Annotated in this window: 14 protein-coding genes; 8 read left to right on the top strand and 6 right to left on the bottom strand. The window is 53.3% G+C overall.

Going from position 1 to position 13,990, the window contains the following annotated elements; translation table 11 throughout:
* Positions 1 to 146 precede the first annotated feature (146 nt).
* The 3 genes from GKC03_08390 (at position 147) to GKC03_08380 (ending at position 3,324) form a co-directional block, all read left to right on the top strand.
* Positions 147 to 311 (top strand): hypothetical protein, encoded by a 165-nt coding sequence (locus GKC03_08390; protein NYT12547.1) that lies wholly within the window; start codon positions 147 to 149, stop codon positions 309 to 311.
* Positions 312 to 395: 84 nt separating this feature from the next.
* Positions 396 to 2,504 carry an AAA family ATPase gene (locus GKC03_08385; GenBank protein ID NYT12546.1) on the top strand — a complete coding sequence of 703 codons (2,109 nt, stop codon included), beginning with the start codon at positions 396 to 398 and terminating at the stop codon, positions 2,502 to 2,504.
* Between the two features lie 46 nt (positions 2,505 to 2,550).
* A complete protein-coding gene (locus GKC03_08380) occupies positions 2,551 to 3,324 on the top strand; it encodes a hypothetical protein (protein ID NYT12545.1) in 774 nt (257 codons plus the stop codon).
* Positions 3,325 to 3,345: 21 nt separating this feature from the next.
* Here the strand turns inward: GKC03_08380 and GKC03_08375 are convergent, their stop codons facing one another.
* Positions 3,346 to 3,876 (bottom strand): nitroreductase, encoded by a 531-nt coding sequence (locus GKC03_08375; protein NYT12544.1) that lies wholly within the window; start codon positions 3,874 to 3,876, stop codon positions 3,346 to 3,348.
* A 117-nt stretch (positions 3,877 to 3,993) separates the two neighbouring features.
* On the opposite strand from GKC03_08375, the gene GKC03_08370 reads away from it, so the two are divergent.
* Entirely contained in the window at positions 3,994 to 4,737 is a 744-nt protein-coding gene (locus GKC03_08370; GenBank protein NYT12543.1) for a hypothetical protein, read from the top strand.
* Between the two features lie 146 nt (positions 4,738 to 4,883).
* Here GKC03_08370 and GKC03_08365 read toward each other — a convergent pair whose 3' ends face one another.
* The 4 genes from GKC03_08365 to GKC03_08350 all read right to left on the bottom strand — a co-directional run bounded on the left by GKC03_08365 (position 4,884) and on the right by GKC03_08350 (position 7,693).
* Positions 4,884 to 5,204 carry a Rieske 2Fe-2S domain-containing protein gene (locus tag GKC03_08365; protein ID NYT12542.1) on the bottom strand — a complete coding sequence of 107 codons (321 nt, stop codon included), beginning with the start codon at positions 5,202 to 5,204 and terminating at the stop codon, positions 4,884 to 4,886.
* An 83-nt stretch (positions 5,205 to 5,287) separates the two neighbouring features.
* Positions 5,288 to 6,769, bottom strand: coding sequence for an NAD(P)/FAD-dependent oxidoreductase (locus tag GKC03_08360; GenBank protein ID NYT12541.1), 1,482 nt, complete (start codon positions 6,767 to 6,769; stop codon positions 5,288 to 5,290).
* 81 nt (positions 6,770 to 6,850) lie between these two features.
* Positions 6,851 to 7,294 carry a hypothetical protein gene (locus GKC03_08355; protein NYT12540.1) on the bottom strand — a complete coding sequence of 148 codons (444 nt, stop codon included), beginning with the start codon at positions 7,292 to 7,294 and terminating at the stop codon, positions 6,851 to 6,853.
* Positions 7,295 to 7,519: 225 nt separating this feature from the next.
* On the bottom strand, positions 7,520 to 7,693 hold the full coding sequence (locus GKC03_08350; GenBank protein NYT12539.1) for a hypothetical protein: 174 nt from the start codon (positions 7,691 to 7,693) through the stop codon (positions 7,520 to 7,522).
* 13 nt (positions 7,694 to 7,706) lie between these two features.
* Between GKC03_08350 and GKC03_08345 the strand changes: the two genes are divergently transcribed.
* The 4 genes from GKC03_08345 to GKC03_08330 all read left to right on the top strand — a co-directional run bounded on the left by GKC03_08345 (position 7,707) and on the right by GKC03_08330 (position 13,710).
* Complete coding sequence (locus GKC03_08345) at positions 7,707 to 11,111, top strand: hypothetical protein (GenBank protein NYT12538.1); 3,405 nt, start codon at positions 7,707 to 7,709, stop codon at positions 11,109 to 11,111.
* A gap of 215 nt (positions 11,112 to 11,326) precedes the next feature.
* The gene (locus GKC03_08340) at positions 11,327 to 12,127 is read left to right on the top strand and encodes an epoxyqueuosine reductase (GenBank protein NYT12537.1); all 801 of its coding nucleotides are present in this window, start codon (positions 11,327 to 11,329) and stop codon (positions 12,125 to 12,127) included.
* A complete protein-coding gene (locus GKC03_08335; GenBank protein ID NYT12536.1) occupies positions 12,124 to 12,915 on the top strand; it encodes an alpha/beta hydrolase in 792 nt (263 codons plus the stop codon). Before GKC03_08340 ends, GKC03_08335 begins: the two co-directional genes overlap by 4 nt.
* Before the next feature lie 96 nt (positions 12,916 to 13,011).
* Positions 13,012 to 13,710 (top strand): hypothetical protein, encoded by a 699-nt coding sequence (locus GKC03_08330; GenBank protein ID NYT12535.1) that lies wholly within the window; start codon positions 13,012 to 13,014, stop codon positions 13,708 to 13,710.
* Positions 13,711 to 13,871: 161 nt separating this feature from the next.
* On the opposite strand, the gene GKC03_08325 is transcribed toward GKC03_08330, so the two are convergent.
* Positions 13,872 to 13,990, bottom strand: a 119-nt coding sequence (locus tag GKC03_08325; protein ID NYT12534.1) for a YjbQ family protein, incomplete at its 5' end; no start/stop codon positions are given.

Below are 13,990 nucleotides of genomic sequence, written 5' to 3'. Positions count from 1 at the left end.
ATCGAGTTTCATTGAGCTGAAATCCCTTCTTTCCCTCATTGAAAATGCGTGATTATTCCCTAATATCGTCCGGTCGTTATCAGCACGGATTAGCTCCGAAGTCCTTATATGGAACTCGGTGTGTTGATTTTCAGAGGAATGGAGACATGATATCCAACGCCGATATAAAGGACATAGAATTCAACAAGGTCCGCTGCGGAAGTTGTGGTCACTCCTGGCTCAGGAGAGAGGGCGTCAAGCCCAATACCTGCCCTGCATGTGGTTCCGCATACATGGAGGAAGAAGAGCGCAACGTGGACCGCAAGAGCTGATACCACTGCCCAGAGAAGCCTGGCCTTCAGATACCTTTTTAAGTCCGTCTGTAGAATTGAGGGAAACCTAGGAGATTCGATCCAATGCATCAGGAATCTAAACCATCGCCTCGAACCAGGAAGCTAGTGGTCACGGGTGATGCCGCAATAGACTGGCTCCAATGGAAATGCCAGGTTCGTCAGGATGAGGGGGAGCAGAACTGGCTTGCCGGGCCTGTGTTCAAGATGGTGCCCAGACCGGGAGGCTCACTTCTCCTAGCAAAGATGGTGGAAGCCGCTACCAGTGCCCAGGTGATCGGGCAGGAAGTGAAGGACCTATCTGACGTGTCCTCGGAGGATGTCCTCCACTCAATGGCAGAGGTGGGGGTGTTTTCCCTCTCAAATCTGGATAAGGACCAGGGAGAATTGGTATACCGGGTGGAGAAATTCGAGGGGTACTCTGGACCCAGAAGTTGCGTACTCTCTCCTCTCACCATTAGCAGAGATATCGATGAGGTCGATATTGTCGTCCTGGACGATAGTGGAAACGGTTTTCGTGATCGGCCGGAGGTCTGGCCTTCTGTCCTTGATGGAGAATCGAAGCCCTTGGTGATCGTGAAGATGAACCGACCCTTGGCCGAGGGACCTCTCTGGGAACACCTTGTAGAGGAGAACGGTGAGAACCTGGTAACGGTGGTGAACGCCAACAGCCTCAGGCTGTGCGGGATCAATATCTCCAGGAGGCTTTCTTGGGAGCGGACAGCCCAGGATTTCGAATGGCACGCCTATCACGACCCGGTGATCACTCAGCTGATGAGATCGCGGTACCTGGTGGTGATGTTCGGCATAGAGGGGGCCATTCTCTGCCATAAGGATCAGCAGACGATGATGAACACCCTCTATTACGACCCGATGGTCATGGAGGATGACTACAAGGATGACTGGCCAGGCCAGATGCAGGGCCTAACCTCGGCTTTCGTGTCCGCTCTCACCGCTAGGCTGTTCCAGGATGGAATGGAGGTGATAGGCAAGGGAGTGCAGGACGGGCTCGCCGCGGCAAGGAGACTCTTCCTCCACGGTTACGGAAGTCCACCAGACGAACCAGATTACCTGCTGAAGGAGATCTTCGAGTCCCACCAGACCGATCCACTGTTCACGAGTATCGACATTCCCTCCCTCAGTGAGGGAAAGGGGCGGCATTGGACGATATTGGATGAGCTGGCAGGAGAGGAGCTCGAGGAGATCGCCTATAAGCTGGTGATCGAAGGAGCGGTATCACCCATGATCCGCGTGCCTGTGGCCAGTTTCGGAGAGCTTCGAACGGTGGACCGCACCGAGATCGAGAGCTACAAGAGCATCATGAACCTGCTTGACGAGTACCTCTCCAAGAGGGATGTGACTACACCCCTTTCCATCGCGGTGTTCGGACAACCTGGATCAGGTAAGACATACGGGGTCACTCAGATATCGAAGAGCCTTCAGCCCGATAAGATCGAGAAGCTGGAGTTCAACGTCTCCCAGTTCCGTTCGCTGGATGATCTTGTAAACGCATTCCATAAGGTACAGAGCACTGGACTTGAAGGGAAGATCCCGTTGGTTTTCTTCGACGAGTTTGACTGCTTCTACGGTCAGAGAAAGGGATGGCTCAAGTACTTCCTGGCACCGATGCAGGACGGCATATTCAGGGATGGAGAGACATTCCACCCCATAGGCAAGTCCATTTTCGTTTTCGCTGGTGGGACCAGCCATACCTTCGAGGACTTCTTCACGGAGTACACCGATGAGAACGATTTCAACGACATGGAGGAGGCCCGTCACGCGTGGGAGGAATGGGATCAGTTCTGCGAAGCGAAGGGGCCAGATTTCGTAAGCCGGCTTAGGGGATACGTCAACATCATGGGCATCAATCCGGCCAACAAGACGGATCGATGCTACATGATCAGGAGGGCCATGATCCTCCGATCCATCCTGAGGGCAAAGGCTGGACACATATTCGACAAGGACGGGAAGGCGCTCATCAATCCAGGAGTGATAAGGGCTCTCATCAAGGTCAGGAGATACAAGCACGGCGTCCGCTCAATGGAAGCGGTTATCGACATGTCACTTCTCTCCGATAGGCAAGAGTTCGAGCCGGCCGCCCTGCCCCCTAAGGATCAGCTGTACCTTCATGTTGACGCGGACCACTTCCTGGAACTGGTTCTTGAGGATGAATAGACAGCCATGGGAATCATAATAGATGGGAAGCCACCTAACTGGACCAATGACCTCGGACGGAGAGATCGGTGAGATTCTATATACCATCAGATCGGATTCGGAAAGCCATGAGGCGCTGATCGTCAACTGGGACGAGAGAAGTCTCCAGATGAGCAGCGAAGAGAGGACGACCGCCTTCTCGATGATGCTGGAAACAGATTTTTGGTACTGGCTTCCGGTTGTCTGTCACGTTCTTGAATCAGAGATAGGCAGTCCCGACTTCATGCCTATGATCGAAAAACTATCTCGGAAGGTCAACGAGAAGCTAGCGGGGGAGATGTTCTGGAGCGGTTTGGTCGATGGGGCAGAGAAGAAACCATACGAAGCCTTGTCCCATGCGAAGGATCTCCTCTCCGAGGAAAAGGAGGTGACGGCCATCTTTGCATCCGCCCTTCTTGGGGGAGCGGCAAGAAGCGATCCAGACGAGGTATTGGGTTTGCTAAGGGAACAATTCTCCAGCAATGCTCCATCTCGCAGATCCGCTGCAATGAGGGCGATCAACATCGCACTCAATGAGGAAACACTTCCTGGCGAGGACGTGCTGGACATCGTTCTATCCCATCCTATTCCGAAGGAGAACGATCTCCGGTCAACATATTCGATGACCCTCAGATTGCTGCATCCTTTTGGACCCGAACCGACCGAGAGCCGACTGAGAGAGCTTTTAAGATCTTCCCCCCCAACGATCAAGATGCAGGTAGCCTATGACATTAGCGTCCTGGGAGAGATATCCGAGGATACCAGGCTGCTACTGGGAGAGTACCTCTCAGATGAGCGTTGATCTCCAACTGGATCATAAGGTTCAGTGCAAGGGTGAGCCAAAGAGTTCCCAGCTAGTGATCTCGTCCAGCGATTTTCTCCGGTGCGCACCGATGATCTTTGCACCGAGATTCATCTTCTTCCGAGGGTATCCAAGTGTCAGCATGGCCACGACCTCCCACTTCTCAGGTATGGACAGGAGTTCACTTACCTCGGATTTGTCCATGCTTCCAATCCAGCAGCTGCCAATGCCCTCCGAGGTAGCCATCAGCACCATCTGCTGGACGGCGATGGCTGTGTCCACCATATACCACTTGGAAGAATTTTCAGTATCACCGCAAGCGACAATCACCACAGGCGACTCCTTGATGAACTTGCCGAACCTCGCGTTCTTGGCCAACTTGCCTCTCATGTTCTCGTCCCTGACGATCACGAAGTGCCAGGGTTGTCTGTTTACAGCTGATGGAGAGAGCCTGCCTGCCTCAAGAATCCTATTCAGGACATCATCTGGGATGGGATCGGGTTGATATGCTCTGATAGAACGACGGGTCTCTATTGCTTCCCAAACCTCCAATTGAACACCTGTGTCCTCAACCCTTGCGCAATGATATTAAGATTATGGGTGAAGCGGTTCAGCAACCTTAAATGATACCTAAAGGAATTCGATATCCATCCAATAAGTGGTGAACACATGACCCTGATAATCACCGAGATCACGCCGTTCGGTATAGCGATGGTCGCCGACAGTGCCTACAACTTCAGGGAGCTGACGCCCTCAGGAGCCATACGGCAGAGGGTTCTCCAGGGTGCTAGAAAGCTTCAATACATCCCTTACCTGAACGCGGGGGTATCCATGTGGGGAGCCGGCAGGATCAGATCAATTACCGGCGAGGTGTTCGCCGATATCTGGATGGAGGATTTCATCCGCAGGTACGAAGGAATAGCCACACTGGGTGATTTCGCCGATGCCCTCAGAGAAGAGCTCCAGAAGTCCATGGGTGAGGAGAAGAGGCCTCTTGGTTTCCACCTGGCCGGATACGAGGAGCTCAGGGGACAAAGGTGGCCCGCTTTCTATCATGTGCGCAACTGCGAGGGAAGTTACACGGATCTGGAGATCCACGATTACATCACCGGAAAGGAGTACGGACATGACCTCCAACCTGATGAAAAGGTCGAGACGGTCTGGTATAACGGAGACTACGGCCTATACAAGAACCTTCGGACCGGGGTCGAGGAGGGGTTGGAAAGGGTGAACACGTTAACCGGTTTCGACGTCCCTTATCCTTCTCTGGAGGGCAGGATCCGGTTCCTTGCAGCTTGGGTGAAGTTCATCTCAGACCTATATGAGGCATCTAAGCTCCCAAGGGAGATAGGCGGTGAGGTGGACTGCCTGGGCATTACGACACTGGAAAGACCCATCAGATTCCGTCTTTGAGATGATCTAGAGGATGTCGGTACTTACGCATCATCGATATCCATATCTGACCCCTTCCAGCGTTTGAATTGTATTCTTCTGATGTGTACAAAGAGTGAAATATCGTCGGTTCCTAAGAGTTCTCTGACAAACCCCATCGTCTCGGATCAAAGGTCAAGAAATATGTCGTCCCCTTCCACAGTCACCTCGTACTTGTTCAGGTTCTTGGCCTTGGCGAGTGGGATCCTCGGCTTCTTGACAGCCCTGCCTGTTAGAATATCGAATTCTGCCCCGTGCCGTGGGCACTTGACGATGTTACCCATCAAGCTTCCTTCCCAGAGCCTTCCCTTGAGGTGGGAGCAAAGCCCATCGATCGCATGATACTCCCCATTTATATTCACCAGAAGAATGTATCTACCCTGCAGGTCCAGCCCCATCATCTTGTTCGTACCAAGCTCCGATTTCGCTGCCACTTTGACCTTGGCCATTGTATCCCTCCTAATCGATTCTAACCCGGCATATATACTAGTTACCGAATGCTTGAAAGATTCGCTGGGTGGTGAATTACTCATCAAACAATCTGGCTCACGAATCTCTTCTTGTCCATCCTGCACAGCTTCTCGATCGTGTCCCTTCCCATGAGGGCTACGGTGCTCACGCCGACGGTGGCTCCGGCCCACTGGCCGACCATGAAGAAACCTTCGAGTCCTGGTAGCGTCCTGCTCAGACCCTCCTTCATGACTTTCCTGGTGTGCACCTTTGATGGCCATGGCTGATACCCATGAAGGTTGCCGGTGTACCTCTCGCAGGTCACGGGAGTGGTGACATCCACGACCTCGACCTGGTCCCTCAACCCGGGGAACCTCTCCTCGAGGATATCGATCACGCGCCTGGCAATCTCGTCCTTCTCCGCACGGTACCTCTCCAGGTCGGTGCGGAGCGCCTTCCAGTACTCGTAACTACCCACCAGATCGGCCTTGATGATACCCTTGCCCTTGGGGCACAATCCGCTATCGTTGTCGAAGAGCTCGAGGTAGATTGAATCTTCCTCCCTGTCCTCTATCTTGAGAGGGGTCTCGAGAAGTAGGGTGATGGCGTGCGGTTCGCTGGAGACATCGCGATTCACTCCCAGATTGACCTCTATGCCGAACGGTTCGTTCTTTGGTATGGCCTCGTAGTAGGAGTTGATCCTGTCGTTCAGGTATCGGCCATCGAGCATCCCGAATATTGTGGAATAACCATCGGCCGCGGAGATCACGATATCGGCGATCTGCTCCGACCCGTCCTCCATCTCCACCCCCACAGCTCGGTTGTTGTCCACGATTATCCTCTTTACTTTATGGCGGTACCTAATCTCCCCACCCAGCTCTATGAAGCGGGACTCGATCCGCCTGCTGAATTCGAATGAACCTCCCTTGGGCCATCCAAGGTCTCCATTGTCAAAGCCGGACATGAATACCAGAATGACCGTCATTGGGATCTCCGACATATTGTACTGGACCGTTCGGAACGCCCTTCTCAGGAAGGGATCCTTGAATTTGCTGGAGAACTCCTCGATCGTCATCTTGCTGTACTTCATGAGCTTACCCATCTTGCTGATCATGCCCAGCTTGAAGCCGCCCGTGCCCATTCCGAAGAAGTCTATCTTGGAGAAGGATCGCGCCGCGTTCACGAACTCATCGATGACCTTGGAATCATCGGGAGATATTTCCTTCATATGCCTTTCCAAACGGTCTAGGTCACAGTACAGGTTGAACTCCTTTCCGTCGCAGGATTCCACCCGTTGGAAGACCTCGTGGTCGATCACCTCCGTCCCCTTGAACGCACCCAGTTCATCCCACATCTGACTCAATCCGGAACCGGGTCTTGTTCCCGCCAAATTATGGATGCAGTAATCGAATGTGTAGCCTTTCCTTTGCCAAGAGGTACACATGCCCCCAGGGCGGTCATGCATTTCAAGGATAGTGGTATCGTATCCATTCATTTGGGCATAGCATCCGGTCGACAGACCGGCGATGCCCCCTCCAATGATCAAGATCGATCTGCGTGACATTTAGAATCTCCAAAGAAATTGTCTCCCTTTTCAATCTGAGAACATTCATAATAAACCTGACTACGAGATCTGCTATGCCAGCTAATCCTTGCTCATGAAAGCCAATGCCAAAACGATGACGATGAAAGCGGTGCAGCCGATGAATATGATGAAAATCATCGTCATGTTAGGATTGGGATCACCTTGTAGTGTGATCTCACCAATGTTAAGAGTGCCCTGGTCATGGGAGATTGAGATGAAGAACGTCTCGGTGGTGTAGTTTTCCTTGTAGAAGCTGATTGTGTGGTCCTGTCTGGTGGTGAAGAGAGTAAAATGGCCCTGGGAGTCAGTAGTGGTGTTCTCTCCTGTATCAATAATAACGAGTACACCGGAAATGGGCTCGTCAAAGGGATCGACCGTCCGTCCCGTGATCGTAGCGGGGAGCGTCGTCTGGTCGTCTGCCATTTCACCTGCGACCGAAGGTGCTAGAAGGCATGTGATCGAAACCAGTGCGATGAAGGTAATGATCATTGATCTTCGGAGCATTTGTTAGACTCCTTACTTTCCCCAGACTTGATTATTCACAAGCCAAATTGTGGTGAGGCTAGTATAGAGGTCATCAAGATTTATAGGTTATCGTCTTGGACACCCCCCATCAGTTTCCTCGAAATATTAATGGTGTTAATATAATATAATATAATATATTAAATATAATTATAAGTAGTTTCGGCTCAGAAGGGCTACTGTCGATTTCAAACTCTACCTATTTATTCAAGAAGAACGCAGAACAGTGATAGCTATGTCGAAGAATATCGACTTAAGTGCAAGAAGAAATCCAAAGAATATCTCAATGGCCATAGTATGCATCTTGGTTGCCCTGGGAATGGTGACATCGTGCTTGATCATCCTACCTGGCTCCAGTGAGGGCTCCGCAGCGACTGACACATCGGAGAACCTCTTGACAACGGAAGTTGACAGAGTTGCTCCTGATTACTACAATCTCATACTGGATCTTGGTATTTTGGACATCTATCTTTTCCCGATCTACATCTCCTTCATTCCGATAATGCAGCGAGATACCACGCTCTCGCCCTTCATGGATGTGATCGTGGAGTCAAGGATCTACAGTGACATCGATGATGAGCTGGACAGGTATGCCGACGACGTGGAGAAGACGGGCCTTGGAGTCCGTATCTTCACCGTGGCAACCGGGACCTCTCCGGATACCATAAGGTCTCATCTCAGTACGGCCTGGGCCTCTGGACTCCAGGGGTGCTTCATGGTGGGCAATATCACTGCAGCCTGGTTCGAGATGGAATCACAATGGGATCCTAGCCCTGCTCCACCAAAGCATGAGGAGTTTCCCTGTGACCTGTTCTACATGGATCTAGACGGGTACTGGGAGGATAACGACACCGATGGAATGTACAATATCCATACCGCAGGTAGCGGTGATATCGAGGCCGATATCTGGCTTGGGAGAATTCGCGCGGATCTGATGTCCGGGGACGAGATCACCCTACTGACCGACTATTTCGACAAGAACCACGATTTCAGGATTGGCGATATCTCCTATGACCAAGAAGCCCTGGTGTATGTTGACGATGACTGGACACCGGCCAACGATGTCTATGACAGGGTAGGATACGCCATATCATCACGAACGCACGTGACGGACAAGGCTACAACATGCGAGGCCAACTACCTTGACCACCTTGACGACGGATACACAATAGTCCACGTGATGTGTCACGGTTCCCCTACGGGCCACAGGTTCAAGGTTCCCGATACAAACAATCCCGCCGTATCGATATGGGAGCCAGGAGCCAGGGTGGATGCGGTCCCTGATGTGCAAGGATGGGACGAGACCGACTCACCAAACATGTTCTACAACCTGTTCGTCTGCTCTGGAGGTCGCTTCACCTCCGAAGACTACCTCGCGGGTTGGCAGGTGCTCAATCCAAGCACGACGCTGATCGCCCTGGCATCCACCAAGACAGGGAGCATGTTCAACGAAGGTCCGTTCTATACTCCGATAGGTAACGGTGACACCGTGGGTGAGGCGTTCGGCGACTGGTTCGCCTCCACTGCCGAGGTCGACAGGAAGTGGGTTTACGGGATGTCACTCACAGGTGATCCAACGCTGAGAATGACCGGTAAGCACGCGGTGAATATCGATGTGAGCGGCCTGGCACCGGCTGGCCTGACCACCGTCACCTACACTGAGGGTGGCACCGCCAAGTCCATCAACGTCGGGAACGGGATAACCTCGATCGACTGCGACCATGGCACCTCCCTCAGCATCGATCCCACAGTACCTGGGTCGATGTACACGACCGATGATCAGGTGAACTTCATCGTGGTGGAGCCCATCATCGATCTCGAAGTCCAGTACTACCAGCAGCACCAGGTCACCATCAACACCAACGGCATGCCGATGATTCCAGGAGCTTCCGTCAGCTACACCCAGAATGGGGTCCTTAAGTCCAAGCTGATCTGGGATGGTGCTGGCTTCAGCGAGCTCTGCGATGCGGGTACAACGGTGCAGATCGAGGATGTGGTGGTGGTGAGCTCCACCGAGAGGTATCACACCACGGATACTACATCCTGGACCGTGAACGGTGATATCACGGCCACGGTCGACTACATCCATCAGTATTGGATCAATTGCGGTGTCGATACCGTGGGCTATACCGATCTTAACGTGGCGAATCACGTCAACCTGGACTACGAGTTGGATGAAGCTAGCCTGAGTTACGACCTCTACGACGCCGTTTCCCTCTCGACCTGGATGGACGAGAACAGCTACTACACATTCTCCAATCCCTCAACAGCATCGGACGCCAGCCATAGGTGGTTCACACCCGACACGACCAGTTATCAGGTCACTGGGTCTGCAACCACGATTTTGGATTACTGGGAGCAGTACAAATGCAGCGTGCAAGCCACGGGAATGTGTCTCTCATCCCTTCATCCTGGAGAAGTGAATTATGAGCAGTTCGGAACCGCACAGACCGGATACTACTGTGACGCCAGTCCATGGCAGGACTGGTGCGACATAGGGAGCACCATCACCATGAGCGAGATCGTGCTGATCGATTCTGATATGAGATGTCACACCAACGATCAGACATCGTACACCGTGTTGGCCGCGACTACCTACGTCCTCGATTACCACCTGGAGTTCAAGATCACCCTCGCCGCCGAGGGCTTGCCGGATTCCACTTCGACCGAGGTGACGATCGGAACGGCGAATCCGAGCTGGCCCGATAGCGTCTCCGGAGGAGATATCGACGACTACGTGGTCGTGCTCTCCTCGGCGAATGATTTCAGCTGGACCAACTGGACGCACTATGAAACGACCCTCACGGCAACAGAGCTGATCGAGATCGATCAGAGCGAGAAGTACATCCTCGTATGCTGGACCGTCAACTATACCGTACTCACCATATACGCAGCACCACCCACTGTCCAAGTCTTCTTCGAGGGAGCGCTGTACACCGCCCACTACATGGGGGTGAAGAAGAACATCTGGGAGGACGAAGCGGAGCTGGCGCAGCCCGTGATGGTCTCCATCGAGATCTCCACAACATGGGCCATCGACAACCTTGAAACACTGAACCTTACCGATGACCTTCCCAACGAGTTCAGCTTCGTGATGCACTCTGCGACCCGGAACGGCTCTCCCATCGAGCCCACCGTGAACGAGGTGATGACCCCGCCACCCCATCAGCAGCTAGTATTCGACCTGGGAACAGGTGATCAGAACATCACCTACGAGGTTAGGATCAACCGCGCTCACGCCGTGGACACGACGGTGAGCAACAGTGTCTTGGTCGAGGTCAAGCTACCATGCTTCCCCGCGATATCCCTCGGAGTGTCCGATGACCTGATGATCCTGGTCTACGAGGGGGCCACACTCTCCAAAACCGCCGACGGTCCAGATGTGGTCATCGTGAACACAAACAACAGCTGGGAGTTCACCTTCATCGTGAAGAACAACTTCGACTATGACATGGTGGACGCCATCCTGAAGGATCACTTCGGAGCCGAGCTGGACTACATAGCCGACTCGGTGATGGCCAACCTCCTTACCGAGTACGATATCTCGTATTCCAAAGGAACAATGAAACAGGTCAGGATGGAATGGTCACTCGACCAGATAGTGGAGGGAGAGGCCTTCATGCTCCAGATGACGGTGTACACCAAGCTCAATCCCGCTGGAAAGCAGGAATACACTTCCCCTGGAACATACGATCTCAACTCTGGTGCGACACTCAAGTGGTACGATGAACGAGGCAAGAAGCATTCGTTGGAGACTGGAACTATTCAGGTAGTTGCGGTGAAGCCGGAAATCATTTGAGAAACCTTTGGAAAAACATATGATGCCCCACATGGGGCACAATTTTCCTTTTTCCGCAATGATGTCAGTTCATGACCTACTTTGAAGAGAAAGAGTATTGAGGGCATCCCTCCATTTGATAAAGAGTGCGTCATGGAGGTCATTGGGTGAATGGTTTTGAGGAATGGGTAGCGTCTGAGATAAGACGGTTTGTCCTGGAGGACGAGGATAACAGGATGACAGGCGTAGATTGTTCACCATTCTTCGATGAACCGCTCGTGGGTTTCGCATCGGGCGGGGATCCCATCTTCATGGAGCTCAAGAAGATCATCGGAGATTTTCATAGGACGCCTCAGGAGGTGATGGCCAGTTATTGTAAGAACATTGGCAGGAACGCTCCTGGGGCGAATGGGGTAGGAGTAATATCATTCGTACTACCAATCTCCGAGGCTACAAGAAGAGAGAATGCCTCGATGAAAGATGGCCCCTCCGAGCGCTGGTCCCACACTCGACTCTTCGGGGAGATGTTCAATAAGTGCCTTCAAAGGCACCTCGTCTCGTTACTCGAAAGCAGGGGGTATGTAGCAGTCGCACCAGAGCAGAGCAAGGCTTTCAGAACTGTCGACGACGCGAGGGTGGGAAAGGCCTCGAACTGGTCACAGCGTCATGTGGCGTTCGCCTGCGGACTGGGTACCTTCGGCCTCTCCGACGGTCTGATCACTGCCAGGGGGAAGGCACACAGGATAGGCAGCGTCATCGTGAATTTTCCCTTCCGATCCCCTGAGAGACAAAGGGACATCCACGCCGCTTGCATATACTTCAACAACGGGGGCTGCAAGGTCTGCGCCAAGCGCTGCCCTGTGAACGCCATCTCCGAGAAGGGGCATGACAAGGTGAAGTGCTCCGAGTTCGTCTACGGTCAGGCGGACATGATCAGGGAAAGGTACGGCATCGAGATCTACGGCTGCGGTCTTTGCCAGACCGGCGTACCCTGCGAACACATCGACCCGGTGAGCGAAGGGGAAGCCGATATATGATTGAGAACGGGAATCCCAGGAGACACGGTCAACCGCCCTTCGACATTGTGGTGGTGCACGGTGGACCTGGTGCTCCCGGGGAGATGGCCCCTGTCGCCCGTGAGCTCTCGTTGACCAGGGGAGTACTGGAGCCATTCCAGATCGTCGATTCGCTCGAAGGTCAGGTCGAGGAGCTCAGCTCGATCGTCGAGAGCAGTTCCGATTTACCTGCAATTCTGATCGGCTGGTCGTGGGGAGCCTGGCTGAGCCTGATAGTCGCCGCCAGATCACCCCGTCTGATCAGTAAGCTCATCCTTGTCGGAAGTGGGCCCTTCGAGGAGAAATACGCTGCTAGCATCATGAGGACCAGAATGGAGAGGATGGGGGAGATGGAGAGGGGGGAGGTGCTATCGATCATTGAGGATCTTCGTGACCCCTTGGAGATCGATAAGGACGAGAAGATGTCCAGACTTGGTTTCCTGATATCCGTGGCAGATTCGTTTCACCCTGTGGCTGATGATGAGCAGGTGGAGATCAGCTATGATGTATACCAGAGTGTATGGGGTGAGGCCCATGAACTGAGAAGGAGCGGGAGGCTTCTGGAGATCGCGGCAGAGGTCCAGTGCCCAGTCGTCGCCATTCAAGGCGACTTCGACCCTCATCCGGCCGAGGGCGTCAGAGAACCGCTCTCTAGGGTCCTTCGGGATTTCAGATTCATTCTGCTGGAGGATTGCGGTCACAAACCATGGATGGAGAAGATGGTCAGGGATACATTCTTCGAGGTGCTCCGAAAGGAGATCGAGGGATGAAATCCCCACTATGACAATGGCCCCCAACTCCCGATTGGTCCATGGGAAAGGTTATGTCGTTTCGTGCCTTGGTTGGCAGGAGTTTGAGGTGATGGAATGGAGAACGATGCTCAGGATATTAGAGAGATCTGGAGAATGATGGAATTCGGGGAGACCGCTCACCGGAGGAAAGGAACGGACATGAAAAAGCTCCAATCCTTCTATCCTAGAATATTCGAGATCGTTCATTCCATGACCGGGGCAGATCCGGTTCTCATGTACGAGCAGGTGATCGATGCCATGAGACAGGAATGGTCCGCCTCCGATCATCTTCCCGTCCATGGAGCTTGGCATCATGCCATTGTACCTGGAATAATCATCAAGTGCCTCGCCAACTCTGGAGAGGATCTCTCAGTCGAGGACGTCGAAGAGGCCTTGGAGAGAGGGATGAATATCCCCGGGGGCTCCTGCGGATTTCATGGAGCCTGCGGAGGAGCGGTCGGTGTGGGCGTCGCCTTCAGCATTGTGGAGAAGATCACCCCCATGCATGACGGGGGGAGATCGATGGTCATGAGGGTCACATCAAGGGCACTTGCCTGTGCGGCTGAGATCGGTGGACCCAGATGCTGCCCCAGAGCGGCTTACTCCGCCTTCGAGCTGGCCTCTCTGGAGCTTGGAGCTGCAGGACACAACCTGGCTATCAGCGGGGCAAGGGGAAGATGCAAATTCACCGAACTGAACGGCGATTGCATCAAGGAGAAATGTCCCTTCTTTCCCCAGGATCACGACGACGCGGGTGAGAGTTGCTACAAGTGACCTCGACGGGGTGGGACTCTCTGGGACCTTGTTGCCCTTCCGGCTCTGACCGCTTGAGCCCCCCTGTCATGGTATCGCTGTGATGCATGTCTCATTCTTCGTGGATGCTGTCCGATACCTTTCACCGAAATGATAGGTGCGGTTTGACCCTGATCTGACTTCTACTCGCCCATGATCTCCACCACGACCTGCCTGTTCCTTGGACCGTCGAGCTCCAGCAGGAAAATGCTCTGCCAGGTTCCCTTCACGAGCCTTCCCCCTCTGATCGGGAATGTGCGGG

This window comes from Methanomassiliicoccales archaeon (assembly GCA_013415695.1).
Classification (GTDB): domain Archaea; phylum Thermoplasmatota; class Thermoplasmata; order Methanomassiliicoccales; family JAAEEP01; genus JAAEEP01.
This window is presented reverse-complemented; position numbering and strand designations above follow the sequence as displayed.